General features: G+C 55.5%; 19 protein-coding genes. 7 read left to right on the plus strand and 12 right to left on the minus strand.

All coding sequences use genetic code 11. The features are described 5' to 3' along the window. Positions 1-41: 41 nt before the first annotated feature. From AC2FID_RS02335 to AC2FID_RS02350, 4 genes are all read left to right on the plus strand, one after another. Positions 42-1,133: an extracellular solute-binding protein gene (locus AC2FID_RS02335; RefSeq protein WP_496704306.1), complete on the plus strand. Its 1,092-nt coding sequence runs from the start codon at positions 42-44 to the stop codon at positions 1,131-1,133. A 69-nt stretch (positions 1,134-1,202) separates the two neighbouring features. Further along, positions 1,203-2,474: an ABC transporter permease gene (locus AC2FID_RS02340; protein WP_496765269.1), complete on the plus strand. Its 1,272-nt coding sequence runs from the start codon at positions 1,203-1,205 to the stop codon at positions 2,472-2,474. A 5-nt stretch (positions 2,475-2,479) separates the two neighbouring features. Continuing rightward, entirely contained in the window at positions 2,480-3,691 is a 1,212-nt protein-coding gene (locus tag AC2FID_RS02345) for an ABC transporter permease (protein ID WP_108858770.1), read from the plus strand. A gap of 161 nt (positions 3,692-3,852) precedes the next feature. Then, complete coding sequence (locus AC2FID_RS02350) at positions 3,853-5,073, plus strand: aminopeptidase P family protein (protein WP_496835224.1); 1,221 nt, start codon at positions 3,853-3,855, stop codon at positions 5,071-5,073. 21 nt (positions 5,074-5,094) lie between these two features. Here AC2FID_RS02350 and speB read toward each other — a convergent pair whose 3' ends face one another. Beyond that, complete coding sequence (gene speB, locus AC2FID_RS02355; RefSeq protein ID WP_282168425.1) at positions 5,095-6,069, minus strand: agmatinase; 975 nt, start codon at positions 6,067-6,069, stop codon at positions 5,095-5,097. A gap of 150 nt (positions 6,070-6,219) precedes the next feature. On the opposite strand from speB, the gene AC2FID_RS02360 reads away from it, so the two are divergent. From AC2FID_RS02360 to AC2FID_RS02370, 3 genes are all read left to right on the plus strand, one after another. Beyond that, entirely contained in the window at positions 6,220-7,062 is an 843-nt protein-coding gene (locus AC2FID_RS02360) for a glycosyltransferase family 25 protein (protein WP_496835226.1), read from the plus strand. Between the two features lie 126 nt (positions 7,063-7,188). Next, positions 7,189-7,557, plus strand: coding sequence for a group I truncated hemoglobin (locus AC2FID_RS02365; protein ID WP_496835228.1), 369 nt, complete (start codon positions 7,189-7,191; stop codon positions 7,555-7,557). Next, positions 7,554-8,612: an adenylate/guanylate cyclase domain-containing protein gene (locus tag AC2FID_RS02370; protein WP_058271454.1), complete on the plus strand. Its 1,059-nt coding sequence runs from the start codon at positions 7,554-7,556 to the stop codon at positions 8,610-8,612. Before AC2FID_RS02365 ends, AC2FID_RS02370 begins: the two co-directional genes overlap by 4 nt. Before the next feature lie 8 nt (positions 8,613-8,620). Here the strand turns inward: AC2FID_RS02370 and AC2FID_RS02375 are convergent, their stop codons facing one another. The 11 genes from AC2FID_RS02375 to guaA all read right to left on the minus strand — a co-directional run bounded on the left by AC2FID_RS02375 (position 8,621) and on the right by guaA (position 19,405). Next, positions 8,621-9,235, minus strand: coding sequence for a TetR/AcrR family transcriptional regulator (locus tag AC2FID_RS02375; protein ID WP_058271885.1), 615 nt, complete (start codon positions 9,233-9,235; stop codon positions 8,621-8,623). 103 nt (positions 9,236-9,338) lie between these two features. Beyond that, the gene (gene ppk2, locus AC2FID_RS02380) at positions 9,339-10,208 is read right to left on the minus strand and encodes a polyphosphate kinase 2 (protein ID WP_496835230.1); all 870 of its coding nucleotides are present in this window, start codon (positions 10,206-10,208) and stop codon (positions 9,339-9,341) included. 49 nt (positions 10,209-10,257) lie between these two features. Beyond that, entirely contained in the window at positions 10,258-11,211 is a 954-nt protein-coding gene (locus AC2FID_RS02385; protein WP_282118580.1) for an alpha/beta fold hydrolase, read from the minus strand. After that, positions 11,201-12,118, minus strand: a complete 918-nt coding sequence (gene metA / locus AC2FID_RS02390; RefSeq protein ID WP_058271457.1) for a homoserine O-acetyltransferase MetA — start codon at positions 12,116-12,118, stop codon at positions 11,201-11,203. The genes AC2FID_RS02385 and metA overlap by 11 nt, the downstream gene beginning before the upstream one ends. Positions 12,119-12,157: 39 nt before the next feature. Beyond that, complete coding sequence (locus AC2FID_RS02395; RefSeq protein WP_282118579.1) at positions 12,158-13,030, minus strand: ATPase; 873 nt, start codon at positions 13,028-13,030, stop codon at positions 12,158-12,160. Positions 13,031-13,079: 49 nt separating this feature from the next. Then, a complete protein-coding gene (locus AC2FID_RS02400) occupies positions 13,080-13,976 on the minus strand; it encodes a DMT family transporter (RefSeq protein WP_282118578.1) in 897 nt (298 codons plus the stop codon). A gap of 104 nt (positions 13,977-14,080) precedes the next feature. Continuing rightward, complete coding sequence (locus AC2FID_RS02405) at positions 14,081-15,208, minus strand: OmpP1/FadL family transporter (protein WP_058277787.1); 1,128 nt, start codon at positions 15,206-15,208, stop codon at positions 14,081-14,083. Between the two features lie 121 nt (positions 15,209-15,329). Then, the gene (locus AC2FID_RS02410) at positions 15,330-16,235 is read right to left on the minus strand and encodes a DMT family transporter (protein ID WP_496835234.1); all 906 of its coding nucleotides are present in this window, start codon (positions 16,233-16,235) and stop codon (positions 15,330-15,332) included. Positions 16,236-16,327: 92 nt separating this feature from the next. Next, positions 16,328-17,023, minus strand: a complete 696-nt coding sequence (locus AC2FID_RS02415; protein ID WP_496835236.1) for an FkbM family methyltransferase — start codon at positions 17,021-17,023, stop codon at positions 16,328-16,330. 45 nt (positions 17,024-17,068) lie between these two features. Further along, the gene (locus AC2FID_RS02420) at positions 17,069-17,779 is read right to left on the minus strand and encodes a hypothetical protein (protein ID WP_496835238.1); all 711 of its coding nucleotides are present in this window, start codon (positions 17,777-17,779) and stop codon (positions 17,069-17,071) included. 66 nt (positions 17,780-17,845) lie between these two features. Then, positions 17,846-19,405, minus strand: a complete 1,560-nt coding sequence (gene guaA / locus AC2FID_RS02425; protein WP_496835240.1) for a glutamine-hydrolyzing GMP synthase — start codon at positions 19,403-19,405, stop codon at positions 17,846-17,848. Between the last annotated feature and the right edge of the window lie 22 nt (positions 19,406-19,427).

Raw genomic sequence — 19,427 nt, forward strand, 5'->3', positions numbered from 1 at the left:
CCAAAAAGATCAAAATTAACGGGAATAACAGGGAGTTAACGATGAAAGTAACAAAAACCACTCTTATGGCAGGTGCTATCGTGGCAGTTGCCGGCGCTGCATCAGCCGAAGAAATGACAATTGTCTCTTGGGGCGGCGCATACTCCAAGTCGCAGCTGAAAGCATATCACGAGCCCTATTCCGAGAAGTCCGGCGTCACGATCCTGAACGACGACAGCTCGGCCGAGGCGGTTGCTAAACTGCGTGCGATGAACGAAGCAGGCAACATCACCTGGGACGTGGTCGACGTTGTGGCGGCAGACGCAATTCGTCTGTGTGACGAAGGCCTGGCGTTGGAAATCGATCCGGACACCATGTTGGCACCGGCACCCGACGGAACCTCGGCTGCTGATGATTTCGGTGACTTGCTTGTCAGCGAGTGTTTCATTCCGCAAATCGTTTACTCGACTACATTCGGGTATCGTACGGATCTGGTGGGTGACACACCGCCGTCGGATGTTTGCGCAGTCTTCGATCTGGAAGCCTATCCAGGCAAGCGTTCACTTGAAAAGCGTGCCATCAACAACATGGAATGGGCTCTGATTTGTGACGGCGTGGCAAAAGACGACGTCTATGACGTGCTGGCGACTCCGGAAGGGCAGGATCAGGCCCTGGCCAAGCTAGGCACCATCAAAGACAACGTTGTCTGGTGGTCTGCAGGCGCGGACACGCCGCAGTTGCTGGCGGACGGCGAGATCATCATGGGTTCGACCTATAACGGTCGCCTGTTCAGCGTGATCGAAGAGCAGAAGCAACCCGTTGCAATGCTGTGGGATGCTCAGATATTTGATCTGGACGGCTGGATTATTCCTGCTGGTCTGAGCGAAGAGCGTCAGAAGCGCGCGCTGGACTACATTATGTTCGCAACCGATACGCAGCGCCTGGCGGATCAGGCCAAGTACATCTCGTACGGTCCGGCACGTGCATCTTCGGCGCCGCTGGTGGGTCAGCACGCGGACCTGGGCATCGACATGGCACCTCACATGCCGACCGATCCCGAGAACGCCAAGAACACGTTCCTTTACAACTACGAGTTCTGGGCTGACTATCGTGATGATATCGAAGCAAAGTTCCAGGCTTGGCTGGCGAAGTAATCGCTGATTGATCCAAAAAACCAGCCGGGGCCAAGTTAGGCCCCGGCGTCAAAAAATCAGGGAACGCAGATGAGCGACGCAACTCAATCAGGTCCGATGTTGGCGGCAGATGGTACGCCGCTGAAGAAATCACTGGCGCGTTCATTGCGTCGGCGTAAATTGCGGGCGTTGGCTCTAGTTGCGCCACTTTTGCTATTTGTACTGCTATCATTCGTCATACCTATCATTTCCATGCTATTCCGATCGGTCGAAAACGGGATTGTCTCAGAGACACTTCCTTTGACAGTCGTTGAGTTACAGAAATGGGACGCCGAGAGCGGGGAATTGCCGGACGAAGCTTTGTATGAAGCATTTATTCGCGACATGGTTGTTGCCGTTGACGCCAAGCAACACACAAGACTAGGTACCCGCTTGAATTACGAACAGACGGGAATGTCGTCGATGTTCCGAAAATCTGGACGCCAGATCAAGCGGTTGGATCCGGAAGCTGACGCCCCGTTCAAGGAAAAATTGATCGAAATTCACGATGGCTGGGGGGACGTGGACACGTGGCGCGTGATCAAGACGCACGCGGTGCCGATCACCAATGGATACTTTCTGAACGCTATTGATATGCAGCGCACACCCGAAGGGGCGCAAGCGCAACCCGAAGATAAGCGCATCCTCATCAAGCTGTTCGGCCGGACATTGTTCATGTCGCTGATCATTACCGGGGCCTGTATTCTGCTGGCCTATCCAGTTTCTTACCTGCTCGCCAATCTGCCGATGCGGGCTTCAAACATGCTGATGATTTTGGTGCTGTTGCCATTCTGGACCTCGCTGCTTGTGCGCACCTCCGCCTGGAAAGTGATGTTGCAGCAGCAGGGTGTGATCAACGAAACGCTGGTCTGGCTGGGCTTTGTTGCCGATGATGCGAGGCTGGTGATCATCAACAATCAATTCGGCACGATCATTGCGATGACGCATATCCTGCTGCCGTTCATGATCCTGCCGATGTATTCGGTCATGCAGACGATTCCGCCGTACTATACCCGTGCGGCCAAATCCATGGGCGCCACCAACTGGACCACCTTCTGGCGGATTTACTTCCCGCAATCGATACCGGGTATCGGCGCGGGTTCGATCCTCGTGTTCATTCTTGCCATCGGGTACTACATCACGCCCGAGATCGTTGGCGGCACCAAAGGTGTCTTCATTTCGAACCGGATTGCGTACCACATCTCATCCTCTCTGAACTGGGGACTGGCTGCGGCGCTGGGGACGATCCTGCTGGCGGTCGTTCTTCTACTCTACTGGTGCTACGACAAGATCGTCGGCATTGATAACGTCAAGCTGGGATAAAGAATATGGCTGCACTTACACCAATATCCCGCAAACCGTTGTCGGTGGTTCTGCCGGCTGTCGCAATCGCCGGAGGATTTCTGGGCATGTTCGTCGGAGCCGGGCAGGACAACGTTCTGCTGGGCATCCTGATCGGCGCTGCTTTGATGGCAGGTCTGGCATGGCTGTATATCAACGTGCTGGACAACGAACGCGTTGCGCGCTGGATTACGATACTGGGTCTTGCTGCAATTGGATTTTTCTTCGCAGGCATTACAGGCTTGATCGTCGGGCTGCTGGCGGGGTGGTTCTTTGCCTTCTTCATCTTCTGGCTCTACGAGGGGCGTTATCGGCAAAAATTGCTTCCTTACATGACGGCTGGTCAGGTGTTGTGGCATTTCACTTTCCGGGTGATCTGCGGGGCAATCTTCGTTTTCCTGATCACGCCGATCCTTGTGGTACTACCGCTGTCTTTCAATGCGCAGGACTTTTTCACCTTTACGCCCGAAATGCTGCGTCTGGACCCTGAAGGGTATTCGCTGAAGCATTACCGCGATTTCTTCACCAACAATGAATGGCAGCGTAGCTTCAAGAACTCGCTGATCATCGCACCAATTGCGACCATCATTTCGGTATCGCTGGGCACTCTGGCGGCGATAGGTCTCAGCCAGTCGCATGTTCCGGGGCGTCGGGCCATTATGGGCATTTTGATCTCGCCAATGATCGTTCCGCTGATCATCTCGGCCACGGGTATGTTCTTTTTCTACAGCGACATCGGCCGCTTTTTGGAAGGTACGCTGGGCATGAACAAGAACTTCGTCGGCTATGTGAAAGTCGTGCTGGCCCACGCGGTTCTGGGGATTCCCTTCGTCATCATCACGGTGACCGCAACGCTGGTCGGGTTTGACCAATCCCTGACGCGGGCTGCTGCGAATATGGGTGCAGGTCCGGTGCGGACGTTCTTCAAGATCCAGATGCCGCTGATTTTGCCGGGTGTAATCTCGGGCGGATTGTTTGCCTTCATCACTTCGTTTGACGAAGTTGTGGTGGTTCTCTTTGTCGGATCAGCCAGCCAAAAGACATTGCCTTGGCAGATGTTCACAGGCCTGCGTGAACAGATCAGCCCGACCATTCTGGCCGTTGCGACCATCCTTGTCGTGATCTCGATCGCGCTGCTGACCACGGTCGAACTGCTGCGGCGGCGGTCTGAACGCCTGCGGGGTCTCACCCCGGCTTGACGCGACTCAAAAGCTGATTTAGCGATTTCACCATGCACCCCGGTCACGATGGCGTCGTGACAGAACGCGGGGTGCATGGCTCTCGGATCCCGAGGCCGCTCGTCCTGAACGCCGGGACTTGTGGCCGGGCGATGCCAGTCCGGCGTTGAGGAGAGTCAAAGATGAATGACCTGAACAATCGCCCTGAGTTTTTCACCAGCCATAACGGCGACAAGGCACCTTTGCCTTTTAGCCGCGCGGAATACGATCGCCGCCTTGCCAGTCTGCGCGCGATGATGGCGGCACGTGATATCCCTGCAGTTTTGCTGACGTCGATGCACAACATCGCCTACTACTCGGGATTCCTCTACTGCTCGTTTGGCCGGCCTTACGGCTGCGTCGTTACGCAGGATGCGTGCACCACGGTTTCGGCCAATATCGACGCCGGGCAGCCGTGGCGGCGGTCGGTAGACGAGAACGTGATCTACACCGACTGGAAGCGGAACAACTACTGGCGCGCTGTGTCGAAACTGATCGGGTCCGCTCGTCGGATTGGCATCGAAGGCGATCATCTAACCTTGGCCATGCGCGACACGGCCCTGGACATGTTGGGTGGGCCGGAACTGGTCGATATCGCGCCTGATACGATGGCTGCAAGGATGGTGAAGTCAGCCGAAGAGATCGAATTGATCAAAGGCGGCGCGCGTACTGCGGATGTTGGTGGCGCGGCTATCCACGCCGCGATCCGTGAAGGCGCGACCGAGATCGAGATCGCCATGGCCGGACGTGACGCGATGGAGGCTGAGATTGCCCGCGCCTATCCGGATGCCGAATACCGCGACACATGGGTTTGGTTTCAGTCAGGCCTGAACACGGATGGTGCACATAACCCGGTCACCAAGCGTGCGTTGGAAAAGGGTGATATCCTATCCCTGAACACTTTCCCGATGATTTCAGGTTATTACACAGCGCTGGAGCGCACTCTGTTCCTAGGCGAACCCGACGCCGATAGCCTGCGCATCTGGAAAGCCAACGTTGCCGCGCATGAGCTGGGTCTGAGCCTGATTAAACCCAGCGCGACCTGCTCGGGGATCTGCGAAGAGATCAACCGCTTTTTCGCTGACGAAGGTCTGCTGCAGTACCGGTCCTTCGGGTATGGCCACTCTTTCGGGATCCTCAGCCACTATTACGGGCGCGAGGCGGGGCTGGAGCTGCGCGAGGATATCGATACGGTTTTGGAACCGGGCATGGTCGTTTCAATTGAACCGATGCTGTGGATTCCAGAAGGTCAGAAGGGTGCAGGCGGATACCGTGAACACGACATTCTGGTGGTCGAGGAAACCGGTGCCGAAAACATTACCGGCTTCCCCTATGGCCCTGAACACAACACGATCAGTGCATGATCTATGCGGCAGGAAGGGCGATCAGCCCTTCTTGCCACGTTCGTGAAAGATGAACCCGATGAAGTTCAACAGAACCTGCGCTGCCAGAATCTGCGTGCTCTCGGTTGGGTCGTAGTTCGGAGCTACTTCGACAAGGTCAATTCCAACCACATCTCCGCGTTTCGCAAGCCCCTGAATGATCTCTAGGACATCATAGTACTGGAACCCGCCGTGGCTGGGCGTTCCAGTGCCAGAGGCGATGGACGGGCAGAATGCGTCGATATCAATCGTGACATAATACCGGGCGCCTTCTGGGATGCGCGCCAACACGCCATCTGTACCGAGCTTGCGCACTTGCCGAACAGACAAAATGTCCGACCCACGGGCGCGGGCGTCCTCATATCCTTCTTTGGCGGTTGACGACACGTTCCGGATGCCCAGTTGCGTCATGCCCGAAACATACGGTTTTTCAATTGCACGCCGCATGGGGTTGCCGTGTCCGGCGGTCACGCCATGCCGTTCGTCCACGAAATCCAGATGCGCATCAATTTGCACGACGTGGATAGGCCCGTTTTTCTCGCAATCGTTTTCGAAGGCGTTGATGCAGGGAATATTGACCGAGTGATCGCCGCCGATGGTGACGGGCAGGGCGCCTGCGTTCAGCATCTTTTCAACACCGAACTGGATGTTGGCGTGGCTTTCCTCGGTTTTGGTGTGGATGATATCCGCGTCGCCGATATCGACCATCCGGACCGAGCCATCCAAGTAAGTGGCATCATCCTCGTGGTCATATGCGCCGGCATGGCCGAAGCTGAACAGAGTTGACGCTTCGCGCACCGCACGCGGTCCAAACCGAGCGCCGGATCGCCACTGAGTTCCGAAATCAAAAGGCGCACCCATGACGGCGACGTCAGCATCGATTTGATCCCAATCCTCGACGTACGGAGCTTTGCCAAAGGTCGATATGCCCACAAACGGCAGGTTCAGGCGACCGCCGGAATATCCATGAGACGTCATTGCAAGAATCCTGTTTATTGTTTTCCCAGCGCAGCTTAATCGGGACTTCTAAATCAGGATAGGCGAAACCGGATACATATTGCTCAAGCGCAGACTTGATTGTCCGCCTTGCCAGTGTGTATCTGGCGTAACCGCTTGAAAGGAAACACCGTGGGACGTCACGAACTGCCACCAGAGACGGGTGCCTTTTTTATCAATCTAGATCGGGTCCCAGTGCGCCGTGACTTCATGGAAGCGCAGTTCAATCATGCAGGCTTGGTGGGTGCCACCCGGTTTGGCGCGACGGATGCCCAGAAACCCGGAGTTGTGGACGCCAGTGGCTATGTTGCTGGAACGGGCAGTCGCTGGGGTTTGACGCAAAGCGAAATCGCCTGTTTTGAAAGCCATCGCGCGGTTTGGCAGGCGGTCGTGGATCAAAACCTGCAAGCGGTGGCCATTTTTGAAGATGACGTCGAAATGTCCATTCAGGCAGGATCTGTGATTTCAGCGCTGATGGCGGCCCCAGATGCCTTTGACATGGTGAAGCTGGACTATTCCCCTAAATCTCTTCGTTTTGGGCCAGAGACCCGTATCGCAGGCGTCACCGTCCGGCCCATGCTGGAAATGGCCCCGAGTGCGGCCGCCTATGTGCTTTCTCAGCGGGCCTGCCAGAAACTGCTGAATTGGTCCGAAAAGTATTCGGATCACCTGGATGATTTCGTCTCCATCCCACGGTCGGATTGGCGGATGTATCAGTGCTTTCCGGCTGTTGGGGTGCAGATGATCTGGTCGAAACAGCAAGATCACACGGTCGAAGAGGTGAAGGTCAGCGAACGATCCCTAGACCAGGAAACCAACAGCGGGCTGGATAAGGGGCCGCTTTGGTTCCGCCTTCGGCGGGAATTGGTCGCGGCGCGGCGCAAGCTGTATTGGCGCGTGGGGGGCCAGACGCGATTGCTGGAACAGGGGGGATACGTCGGGTTCATCCCCTGCGCCGACGATCTGAGCGTGTGAATTCAAGTCTCACCACGCCACCAAAATGGTCGTCCCGCGGTGCATCAGCGTCATTTGCGTTAACAAAACTGTCAATATGATATAACCTCGTGACGTTAGTGGTGAATAACGTTTGGGTTATGTGTCGTGGGGCAGACAATTTACGAAAGATACGGTGGCTTCAAAACGATCTCGCGGATCGTGATGACCTTTTACGAAATGGCGTTGGAGTCCGATCAGATCGGCGGTCATTTCGAAGACATTGATATGCCCCGGTTGATTGATCATCAGACCAAGTTTGTTTCGTCCTTGGTTGGTGGACCTGCATCCTTTAGCGATGACAGGATCGAGGCGGTTCATCGTCACCTGAACATCTCTCACGCCGATTTTGACGAGATGGCCGCGCTTTTCAGCGAGGCCCTGTCGGTGCATGGAATGGAAGACGCGCATATAAAAGTTGCCCTTGATGCCATCGAGTCAAAACGGGCCATCATCGTGGCTCGCGACGCCGCATGAGTATTCTGGCAATAAATGAACAGCTGCTCCGCGCGATCGGTGTTGGCGTCGCTGTTGTGCGGGCTTCGGATTTGGGTTTCGTGTTTCACAACGGTCCATTTACCGAGTGGTTTGGGGCACCGGCCGAAGGTCAGACCCTGTTGGATTATTTTCCCGACCTTGATCCAAAAGAGCTCGAAGACGTCAAGCAATCCGGCTTGCGCTATTCGGCCGAGCTGCAGGTCAAGCCCAAGCGCCGGACGCTGATATTCGCGGTCGCGGTGTCCTTGGCCAACGGCCTTTCCGAACAGGTGCTGGTGGTCGAATTTCAGAACATCACGCGCATTCGCGAGCTTGAGAGCATGATCGACAGTTATTCGACCATGGTCGAACGTAATACGCGCGAATTGGAACGCGAGAAAGAGCGGGTCGAACGGTTGCTGTTGAACCTCATGCCCCGCGCTGTGTACGAAGAGTTCAAGACCTTTGGTGTCGTTACGCCGCAGCTCTACGATCAGGTCTCGGTCGTGATGCTGGATTTTGTGGGCTTTACGGATTTTGCGGCAAAGACCGACCCGACTGTGACACTCAGCGAGTTGAACGATGTTTTCACGGCCTTCGACAGGATCGTCGAACAATATGGGTGCGAACGGATCAAGACTATCGGGGACGCTTATCTGGCGGTTTCCGGTATGCCGGACGCAACGCCGGATCATGCGACGGCCGTGGCCCATTGTGCGGTCCGGTTCTTGCGATATCTCGAACGGCGCAACGAAAGCCATCCGCATAAATGGCAGGCTCGGATCGGTCTGGGAATGGGGCCGGCTGTCGGCTCGGTCGTGGGTATTCAGAAATACGTCTACGATGTGTTTGGTCCAGCCGTGAACATTGCTTCACGCCTGCAAGTCTTTGCAAACCCAATGAATATTGTCGCCCCGGAAGAGATGAAATACGCGTTGATTGACGAGTTCCAGGTCTCGGATATTGGGCCGGTGGATATCAAGGGCATGGGGCAGATGGATCTGATTAACGTCACCTCGGGCCTTAGTGTTCCGGCACCAAGGCCCAGGTTCTAGCTCGAACCTCAATCGTCCTGCGGAACCAGACCTAAACCCCGCAAATATATTCCAATGCCACTTTCCAACAGATCCTCTGGCGGGAATGGAGAGCTGGCACCTGTGTTTCGGGCATAAAGCTCAACAACGCCATGGCTCATGGCCCAGATATGAGCACTGAACATTGACGCAGGTGGCCGTTTTTCTGGCGGGATGTGTTGCGAAAGATCTGCGGCTGCTTTTTCCAGCACGCTCTTGGCCCGGTTGGCGGCCAGCGCCAATTCAGGCGTTCGGTTAACGGAAATCCCGCTTTCGAACATGGCGATGTAGTGACCAGGGTGCTTGCGGGCAAAAGCCAGATAGGCCCGACCGGTTGCCTCAAACGCAGCAAGGGCCGAGGGTTGGCCCGTGTCGTAGGCGTACTGCATCAGGTCGGCGAACATTTCAAAGCCCTGACGGGCGGCCTCGGCGATCAAGTCCTCGCGCCCCTGAAAGTGCCTGTATACCGCCGCAGGTGTTACGCCTGCGGTCTTCGCGGCCTCGGACAGGGTAAAACCGGTCGGTCCCTTTTCTTCGATCAGCGACAGGGCGGCCTCGATCAGGGCTTGCTTGAGATTGCCGTGGTGATACCCGCGTTTCGCCATGCCTGTGTCACGAGCCTTTTTGTTTAAGTTCTGGGGAACCAAGACATAATCCACGCCTGCCGGTTCGTCCAACCCTTGCCAGCAATGGAACGCGAAAATGTCATCACGCGTCCAACACCTCGGGCCCGCCGCAAATCAGTGGATCGATCTTGCCAATAGCCTTCTTGCCTTTTTCATCATAGTCCAGCGCGTGCAAAACAGTTCGTATTGCCGCAATACGAGCGCGTTTCTTGTCGTCCGATCGAATGATGGTCCAAGGGCAAAGATCTGAGTGACTGCGGGTCAGAGTCTCCGAGATCGATTGCGTGTACTCGTCCCACTTGCTAAGGCCCGCGATATCGATTGGGCTGAGTTTCCATTGCTTTAGCGGATCTGTCTCACGTGCCAGAAAGCGGTTCAGTTGCTCCGCGCGCCCGACGTTAAGCCAGAATTTGAACAGTTTGATCCCGTCATTCACCAGTCCGGTTTCAAGCGGCAGAACTTGCCTGAAAAAACGTTCGCGTTCTTCGGGTTCGCAAAAACCAAAGACGTTTTCGACCACACCGCGATTGTACCAGCTGCGGTCAAAGAACACGATTTCGCCTGCCGCAGGCAGGTGTTGAACGTAACGTTGGAAGTACCATTGGCTGCGTTCGGTATCAGAGGGTTTGCTGAGCGCCACGTTGCGGGCGCCGCGTGGATTTAAGTTCTCGCGAAAACGTTTGATCGTACCACCTTTTCCGGCGGCATCGCGGCCTTCGAAAATGATCGCAACGCGATTGTCTGTTTCCCTGACCCAGGATTGCATTTTGACCAGTTCGATCTGCAGCAAATCCATCTCTTTGTCGTAATCCTTACGCTTCATTCGTTCTTCGTAAGGATATGTCGGGTTTAGAATGTCGTCTTTCTTTGCATTTTCAATAGCTGATCGCACCTCTTTCGGGGCGTCCTTGCGGAAATACTTTTCAATGGAACCTTTTTCCGAACGGGCCATTAGCTACCTCGCCATAAAATCCATATCCTACTATGGATTAGCTGGCGGTTTAACGCAAACCCGCTCGCTCGGCCGCGCGGTCGATAGCTGATGCGACCTCGGGGGCAGCCACAACCTGCGGCATGTGACCAATACCCGGAAGCTCGATCAGTTCCGCGTCAGGGATTTGGTCGACCAGTTGTTCTGCATGCCAGGCAAACTTGACAGTGGTGTCAGCCGTTCCGTGAACAACTTCGGTCGGTACGGAAATTTCCCCATAGCGGGGTTGCAGGGCGCGAACTTCGTCCAGCAGGTTGGCCCGTTGCTTGGCATTCGCATGCATCGAGGCGCGTCGCATCGTCAGGCCGGGGCCGAAATGCTGAGCATACCCTGCGGGTGCCGTCTGCGGGGCAAAGACTTTGTCCAGCGCTTGTTCCACGTACCATTCAGGGACAAACGCGGTGATCAGGGGCAGGGCCAGCGTATTGCCCGCTTCAGTCGACGCCAGTTTGTTGAAACCGTCCAGCGGCGTCTCCCACGGGATCGCAGCCGGTGCGATCAAAACAAGGGCAGAAATGTTGTCGGGCCGGGTGACCGCCCAAGCCAGCGATACGGACCCGCCATAGCTTTGCCCCGCTACAATGGGCTTTTCCGCGCCCAATTTGGCAGTGGCCTTTTGCAGGATTAACGCTTGTTCCTCAATGGGTTCTCCGTTCGGATTGAAGCTGTCGCTATAGCCCAATCCGGGTCGGTCGAACACAATCACACGGAAGTTCTCGGCCAGGATCGGTGCAAGAGCAAAAGTCATGTCACGGGTGTTACCGCTGGACCCGTGGATCAAAACCACATCGGGGCCGTCGCCCATGACCACCGCATGGACGGCGATACCGTCGACCATCACCATTTTACCCTCAGGAGGGAAACGAGCCTCAGCCGCAGCTTCGTTCTGTGCTGCGCGCCAGACGGTCAGCAGGATCAGACCCGATAGAACGAGGCCAAGGAATATCAGAACTTTAATGACCAACGTCTTCCATGTTGAACGGTGTGGACTGGTAAATCTCGTTAATCCAATTGCCGTACAGCAGATGTGCGTGGCTGCGCCATCGGTTTTGCGGCGGTTGTGATGGATCGTCGTCTGGATAGTAGTTCATCGGCACGTTGATGGGTGTCCCGTTCGAGACATCGCGATCATATTCCTGCTTCAACGTATCACTGTCATATTCGAAATGGTTAAAGATATAGATCGCACGATGCGAGGGGTCCTCGACCAGACAGGGGCCGACTTCATCGCTGCCCAACAATGTCGTCAGGCCGGGCGCGCTGTTGATCTCAGATTGGTTCATAGTGGTCCAGCGGCTGACAGGGATCACGCAATCATCAGAAAAACCGCGTAAAAACGGGGAAGAAGGAGCCAGATTCTGGTGCCGATAGCAACCAAACGCCTTGGCATCGAGCGCCTGTTTGTCGATGCCGTGGAAATGGTTGATCATCGCCATTCCACCCCAGCAAACGCCAAAGGTGGAATGGACGTTCGTCTGAGTCCATTCGAATACTTCGGTCATCTCGTCCCAATAAGTGACGTCATCGAACTCCAGATGCTCGATCGGCGCGCCCGTGATGATCAGGCCGTCGAATTTCTGATCCTTTACCTCTTGGAACGGTTGGTAGAACTCGGCCATGTGATCGGCGGCGGTGTTCCTGGTGCGATGTTCGGTCATGCGGATCAGCGACAGGTCGATCTGCAGAGGCGTGGCTCCGATCAGACGCGCGAACTGGTTTTCTGTCTGAATTTTCTTGGGCATCAGATTCAGCAATCCGATCCGCAAGGGACGGATGTCCTGACGCATTGCCTGATCTGCGGCCATGACCATGACGCCCTCTTTGGTGAGAACGTCGTAAGCGGGCAGGTCGGAAGGGATCTTGATCGGCATCAGGTGCAAGCCTTTGGAGTTATTGTGTAGAGGCGGTAATTAAGCCCGGTTTGTCCGGGTCTCAAGGGTGCGTTCGATCAACTCATCGAAATCACCTGCATCGCGGACCTTGTGCATGTCATCAGCGGTGACTGTGACACCCCAATTGTCCGCCATGGCCTGATAGCGCGGTTGGCGGTGCGCCAAGGCACGGGCATAGGTCCAGCGGATAAAGGCGTCCGGGTCGACGTCCTCGGGTGCGTAACCATGTTCAGTGAGGTATTCGCCCCACACCCGGGTCAGAAACTCTGCCTGATAAGACATCGGCTTTGGTGCCTTGTCGAAACGGCGGATCAGCTCGGCTGTGTGATCCTCATCGCCTTTAATCCAGATCATCAGGGTTTGCCGGGACAGCTCGGACAGGACGTGATCTGCAGGGTCCTCCGGGTCGACCCACTCGCAGATAGACCCACCGGTATCGCAAATGAAGTTTGGATACTGATAAAGGCGTTTGGCGCGGTCGATGAAATACTCGGTGTCCAGCAGGGCGTGGATCTCAGCCAGGCGAAACTGCTCTTGCCGGCGGCGATATTCCGTCAGTTCAAGCCCGCCCAGTTCGGGGTTGCCCGGTTTGCCCAGATAAGTCGCAACCGGTGTCAGGTTTTCGAACGAGATATTTGAGCCGATATAGATCGAATCCGACAGCAACAGGTCGCGCAGGAATGGAACTTTCATCGCCTCGGCTTTGGCGTTGTCGATGATGTATTCGCCCATGTACCGGGTGCCGATGCGGTAGTCGATCGAGTAGTGGAACCAGTCCCCGGAATCGCGCAGCACGTTCGACACATAGGTCTTACCCAGCCCAGACATGCCGAAGAACAGCACTTTTTTCCGGGCCGCTTCGCGCCAGTCCTTTGCCGAGCTGTAGATCATTGTCCGCTGTCCCTTTTTCTGACCTAGCTAAAACGGGCAGGGGGCGGCGTCAATCACGTGAGCGGGACCAGTTCAGAATCAACAACCCGATCGCCAGCACGGCAAAGCCCAAAAAGGCCTGCGGCGGTAAGGTTTCGTCGCGCACCAGTGTGCCTAAAACGATGGCGACTGGCGGTATGACAAGCGTTACTAACATCAGGTTTCCGGCCCCGGCCATGGCAAGAACGCGGTAGTACAGCAAGTACGCTCCGGCTGTTGCGATCAGGGCGTAATAGGCAATGGCCGCCCACGTGATCGCCGGCAAGTTCAAAACGGGAAGCCCGTCGACCACGAGGGAAACAGGCAAAATCAGAATGGTTGAGCCGGTCAGCATGCCAGCTGCGGCAACTATGGGAGACAAGCCAGACAACTTGATTCTGGCCCAGGCGCTGGCCAACGCGTAAGAAACTGTTCCTGCGATGATTGCCAGTTGGGCAACGCTTTGAAGGTTGAAAGTCGCGAAATTCTTGAGGCCAATTGCAATTGCTACACCCAGAAACCCCAGACCGACGCCCACACCACGAGCAAGGGTCAACCTCTCGTCCTTGAAAAACATAGCGGCGATCAGGACGCCGAAGACGGCGGTTGCTGCATTCAGGATCGAGGTCAGGCCAGTTTCGATGTAAAGCTGCCCCCAAGCCATAAGCGAGAATGGGATGGCATTGTTCAACAACCCCATCATCAGGAATGCGCCCCAGATGCGCGGACTGGTGGGAACACTCAGCTTTTTAACCCAGACAACGATCCACAACGCCAGCATCGCCCAGAATACGCGGTGCAGAACCGAGGTCATGACGGGGATCGTGTCCAATGCGACGCGGATCGAGATAAAGGATGCGCCCCAGATCACGCCCAGAAGCAACAGTTCGGCCCAAGCCCTTGGAGACAGGTGTTTTTGAGGTTCCATAGCCCGTTCTCGCATTCCCCAAGGCGATGTTCGACCCGAAACTTGCGCAAAGAAAAACCCCGCCGAAAGTGGCGGGGTTTTTGTAGTTGGTTCGGTGGGCGGGATCAGTTCAGCGTGTAAGTGAGCTGAAGGCCGACGCTCCATGCCGAGTTGCCCGAGAATTCGCCACCTGTTGTGGTGGTCGCGTCTCCGATGTCGGTATAGCGGATGCCGCCAGAAATCTGAGCCTGCTCGAAGGAGTATGTACCACCTACGCCAAGGCTCCAGAAACCGTCGGTGGGGCCGAGGTTCGAAACAGCAGAACCCGAGGACGTTTCATAGCCCGCAGAGATCGCGCCAGAAAACTCTTCGGTGAACTTGTAGCCAAGACCCAGTGTGTAGGTGAAGGTGTCGTCCGCGTAATCAACCAGGTTCTGTTGCGCAGCGGCAGTATAAACCGGCGGTGCCAGAACTGTCTGCGGCCAGTCAACCCAGCGGATCGAGCCGAACAGCAGCGTTTTAGGTGCCACACCGGTCTGGAAGTCCAGATTTACCGATTGAGGCGTCACAACTTCGGTTTCGGTCTGTGCGGTCACAAGCGGTGCGGGGACGGGCGGTGGTCTTCGGTTGATGGACTCCGTCGAGTCGAAATCGTGCGTGATTTTAGAGTTGTAGGTCAGTGCGACACGTGCCGCGATTTCGGGACGTTCCCATGCGACGCCTACGACGTAACCGAAGTCAACCTCAGAGCCGGATTCAAATTCGTAACCGGCAACAACCGGGACAGCAACCGTTGCCTTGGCTCGCTGTGCGCGAATACCGCCGATTGCGCTGAAGCCGCCATCGAACTTGTAACGCACCAGGGCAGTAATCGCATCAACATCCGCTTTAGCGCGCAAAACGTCGGTGCGACCACCAAAAGCGGCCAAGGGGTTCTGCGACAAAGGATAGTTCGACGGGTACTCGACATCGGCACCGTACGGTTCATCATAGATGAGAGCAAAGTCCAACTGATCGGTAAACGAATGCTTGTATGCTAGGTGTGGTGTCCAGAAGCTTTTGGCGATGTTTCCGGAATCAACACCGTTCTGCTCACCGCTCACGTCGGGGTTTGCATAACCCAAACGGAACTGCACGACAGAACCTTCCTCAAACAGAATGTTGACGCCCTGGCCGCTGCGATCAAGACCGCCTGCGTAAGCACCGGTTGCGCCAACGCATACCGCACACGCCTGTAGAAGCGCTTTTTTCATTAGTTCCTCCCTCTAGGTCTCCTGGAGGTCAGCGCCTGTTGATATGTGGTGCGGACTGACCTGCATTGTGGTGCTCGTTATTTTCTTGAGCTTTACCTTATCGTCAACTGGTGACCGTGCGTTACTTGTGTTGAGTGTCGCGTAGAGGTGTTGCCAAACTGTTACGATTCTCGGCGTGAACGTTCAGGAAAATACCTACGAAAATTACCGCAGCGCCTAATAGGGTCCAGTGATCCAGCGGTTCGTGATACAGAACCATACCTATGACCGCGATTGTGGGCAGGCGTGCAAAGTCAAACGGCACCACAACGGTTGCCGGGGCAATCGCCAGCGCATTTGTGATGCAGTAATGCGCCAGCAGCCCGGCCAGTCCCACCAGTAACAAAAACGGAGCTGTGCTTGCCGAGGGCAGGGTGATTTGTCCGTCGATACCCGATGCGATCAGCCCCAGCACGGCTTGCATTACTGTCAGCCAGAACATGATGCATCCGATGCTGGCAAAACGAGTGAGGGACTTTGTTGATATCGTTGTTAAGGCAAAGAAAATAGCGGACATAGCAGCGGTCATCACACCTGCACTGAGAGGCACGGAGCCCGGCCGGGCGACCAGTAGAATTCCGGCAAATCCGATCAGCGCCGATAGCATGCGCACGGTCGTCAGGCGCTCTTTCAACAAAAGCGGAGACAGCAGGATGACCCAAATGGGTTGCGTGAATTCCAGCGCAAAAACCTGTGCCAGAGGAATGACACCGACTGCGTAGAACCACAGGTTCTGCCCGGTGAAATGCAGCACGTTGCGAACCCCATGCAATCCGATCCGTTCGGTCGAGACTTGTTGCCATTTGCGTGTCAGGGTCAGAATCAGGGCGACCACGCAAGTTCCGACGAGGCTGCGGTAGAACATGATCTCGAACGTGTCATGGGTCACGCTCAGTTCACGGCCAGCGATTGCCATAGCTGAAAATGAGGCAATTGCCCCTGTCATCCAAAGTGCGGCTTTGACTAGATGACTCGGTGAGCGCGTCAAAACGGTAATACCTGAACACAACCGGGCGTGATGGCCAGACGCCGGCTCCGGTCGGGCAAATTCCGCGTTAGACGTAAGAGCATGGATAGAGCCTATCGGTTGTTGCGGAAAAGATAGTCCTGCTGGTTCAGGGCGGTTTCCAATTTGTAGCCAACGGTGCCCAGAAATCCCTGCAGTCGATCCAGGTCCCGGCACTCGATCAACATAAAATCAAAGCGAAACCGGTCATGATCAATCCCCTTCAGAACATTCAGTTCCGCCCCTTCGACATCCAGAGACAGCAGGTTTATTCTGCTGGGGGCTTCAGCCTCGATGAGAATTTCGTTGAGCGGGCGCGCGACCGCGCCGAAAGAGAAACTGACCTCGGTTTCTTTCATATGTAGCTGGGCATTCTTTAAATGCTCGCTTCGATCCGCAAGGGCTAATTCCTGTCCGACACTGACGCTCATCAGGTTTGCGTAAACCATCTCGATCAGACGATCGGGAAATCCGAATTCGACGCAGGCATTGCAAAAAACCTTGCTCCGACTTCCGCGTAGAGAGAAACATTTAAGGAAGTTATGCGGTGCCGGTTCGATCAGGACACCCTGCCATCCCCGCTCTTTCTCGAAATAGTAGGTGTTGGATTGCGTGACGCCGTCATTGGCCCCGAGTTCCACAAAGGAACCGTTGTCGAAATCCAGATAGGGCTCAAGCTTCTGATCCAGAGCGTTCAGCCCATAATATCTGGTATTTTGTGGGTTGAGACGCTTTGAAACCGAATTTCTGATCTTGTTGAGTATTTTCACAACGCCCATCCTATCGTGTGTCGGCGGCATCGCATCCGCAGCGTCCTAGCTGTCGTCGGCGCTCAGAATGCCCAGCCCACCTATAGGGGCCAAAGGTTTCTTTCTCGGCAGTTGCCGCGATGGATTGAGATAGGCCGATGTGGTCCATGTATAGGAATTTATCGGGCCGAAGCCGTTGAAATCGCATCTGTTCCAGCCTGTGGCCTCGTCCAGCAAGGCGATGCAGTCCGGGTGCCTGTCCGAATTGTCGAACACAATCATTGTCGGATCTATCCGTTTCTGCTGGAACTGTTCCCGAACAAATCTGGCGCAGGCGTTGCGATAGCGCCCATCGATGACGACGATATCGGCATTTCGTATTTCATCGCGTTCAACATATTGCGCTTCTTCCCGCTCGAAGAAATAGGTGAAATGCGGTTTGTCGGCGAGAGAAGCAGAAATCTTGTCAAACCAGCCTTTGTCGTTTTCGACCGACGTTACCTCTGCACCTGCATTCAGATAGTAGATCGAAGAGTTCCCGCTGCCATATTCCAGAACGCGAACGCCGTTCAGATCGAAGCTGTCCAGGTATTCGATGGCCGGATATGTGTACCACGGGATTTCACGGCCCTCACCATCGCGGCAGTCCCAGTTTTCTATGGAATTGTATTGGCCATAAGTTTCACCCAGAATCCGGTAGGTTTTGACCTGTTTCAGTGACGCTTTCGACGCACGTTTCAGGACCTTTCGCAATATCCAGAAATGGGTGTTCGTCATGAAGGCCTCTCGCTGATGAAAGTGGATTAAGTGTTCTCAACGCGCACAATTGACACAAACTGGCGTCTATTCCCACTCAATCGTGCCCGGAGGTTTCGAGGTGATATCATAGGTACAGCGATTGATGCCCTTGACTTCGTTGATGATCCGCGTAGCCGTTTCGCCTAGGAATTCGTGGCTGAATGGATAATAGTCAGCCGTCATACCATCCACCGATGTCACCGCACGCAGGGCGCAAGCGTAGTCATAAGTGCGCCCGTCGCCCATGACGCCAACGGTGCGAACCGGTAGAATCGCGACAAAGGCTTGCCAGATTTCGTCATAAAGGCCGTGCTTGCGAATCTGGTCGATATAGACCGCATCCGCTTCGCGCAGGATGTCCAGCTTTTCGCGGGTGATCTCACCGGGGCAGCGAATCGCCAGACCGGGCCCGGGGAAGGGGTGACGACCGATAAAGCTCTGCGGCAGGCCCAACTCGCGACCCAGCGCGCGGACCTCGTCCTTGAACAGCTCGCGCAGCGGCTCGACCAGTTTCAGGCCCATCTTTTCGGGCAGGCCACCAACGTTGTGGTGCGATTTGATCGTGACCGAGGGGCCGCCCGAGAAGGACACCGATTCAATAACGTCTGGATACAGCGTGCCTTGCGCCAGAAACTCTGCACCATCGATGGTGTCAGCGTGTTTCTGGAACACGTCGATGAACAGCTTGCCTATGATCTTGCGCTTGGTCTCGGGGTCGCTTTGACCTTCGAGTTCACCAAGGAACAGATCGCTTTCGTTCGCGTGGATCAGCTGGATGTTGTAATTATCGCGGAACATGCCGACGACTTCTTCGGCCTCGTTCTTGCGAAGCAAGCCATGGTCCACGAATACACAGGTCAGCTGATCGCCGATTGCCTCGTGGATCAGGATCGCCGCGACCGAGCTGTCGACACCACCGGACAGACCGCAAATGACCTTTTTGTCGCCGACCTGCTCGCGGATCTTTTCGATCATTTGTTCGCGATAGGCACCCATGGTCCAATCGCCCTTGAACCCGGCAAGTTTGACGAAATTCTCATACAGTTTTGCACCTTTGGGTGTGTGGTGCACTTCGGGGTGGAACTGAACCGCATAGAAATGACGGTCGCTGTCCGCTGTAATCGCATAAGGCGCGTTGGGTGAGGTGCCGTAAACGGTGAAGCCGGGCGCGATTTCGCTGACATGGTCGCCGTGGCTCATCCAGACCTGCTCGTCACCGTCCGAAAACCAGCCTTCCAAAATATCCAGCTTTGCCTGCGGGGTAACAAACGCACGCCCGAACTCGGCCGTGCCGTGTCCGCTTTCAACTTTGCCGCCCAGCTGGTGCATCATCACCTGTTGGCCGTAACAGATACCAAGGATTGGAACGCCGTAGTCAAAGATATCTTGCGGGACACGGGGCGAACCCTCACGTGTAACGCTGTCAGGACCGCCCGAGAATATCACGGCCTTCGGGGCCATTTCCCGCACAAAGTCCATCGTGACTTTTTGATAGGGGTGGATTTCGCAATAGACATTCAGCTCGCGCAGGCGGCGCGCAATAAGCTGCGTAACCTGGCTGCCGAAGTCGATGATCAGAAGGCGGTCATGGGTGTCTTGGGTCATGGTTGGCTATTAGGTCGCAAGC

The organism is Ruegeria sp. CDSC068, from assembly GCF_059610545.1.

Excerpts from the sequence above, each read along its gene's own strand:
- AC2FID_RS02375 (WP_058271885.1), bottom strand. The coding sequence starts at position 9,235 with ATGGCGAAACGCGGGTATCACCACGGCAATCTCAAGCAAGCCCTGATC.
- guaA (WP_496835240.1), bottom strand. The coding sequence starts at position 19,405 with ATGACCCAAGACACCCATGACCGCCTTCTGATCATCGACTTCGGCAGC.
- AC2FID_RS02420 (WP_496835238.1), bottom strand. The coding sequence starts at position 17,779 with ATGACGAACACCCATTTCTGGATATTGCGAAAGGTCCTGAAACGTGCG.
- AC2FID_RS02345 (WP_108858770.1), top strand. The coding sequence starts at position 2,480 with ATGGCTGCACTTACACCAATATCCCGCAAACCGTTGTCGGTGGTTCTG.
- AC2FID_RS02350 (WP_496835224.1), top strand. The coding sequence starts at position 3,853 with ATGAATGACCTGAACAATCGCCCTGAGTTTTTCACCAGCCATAACGGC.
- speB (WP_282168425.1), bottom strand. The coding sequence starts at position 6,069 with ATGACGTCTCATGGATATTCCGGCGGTCGCCTGAACCTGCCGTTTGTG.
- AC2FID_RS02335 (WP_496704306.1), top strand. The coding sequence starts at position 42 with ATGAAAGTAACAAAAACCACTCTTATGGCAGGTGCTATCGTGGCAGTT.
- AC2FID_RS02370 (WP_058271454.1), top strand. The coding sequence starts at position 7,554 with ATGAGTATTCTGGCAATAAATGAACAGCTGCTCCGCGCGATCGGTGTT.
- AC2FID_RS02395 (WP_282118579.1), bottom strand. The coding sequence starts at position 13,030 with ATGATCTACAGCTCGGCAAAGGACTGGCGCGAAGCGGCCCGGAAAAAA.
- metA (WP_058271457.1), bottom strand. The coding sequence starts at position 12,118 with ATGCCGATCAAGATCCCTTCCGACCTGCCCGCTTACGACGTTCTCACC.
- AC2FID_RS02405 (WP_058277787.1), bottom strand. The coding sequence starts at position 15,208 with ATGAAAAAAGCGCTTCTACAGGCGTGTGCGGTATGCGTTGGCGCAACC.
- AC2FID_RS02400 (WP_282118578.1), bottom strand. The coding sequence starts at position 13,976 with ATGGAACCTCAAAAACACCTGTCTCCAAGGGCTTGGGCCGAACTGTTG.
- ppk2 (WP_496835230.1), bottom strand. The coding sequence starts at position 10,208 with ATGGCCCGTTCGGAAAAAGGTTCCATTGAAAAGTATTTCCGCAAGGAC.
- AC2FID_RS02340 (WP_496765269.1), top strand. The coding sequence starts at position 1,203 with ATGAGCGACGCAACTCAATCAGGTCCGATGTTGGCGGCAGATGGTACG.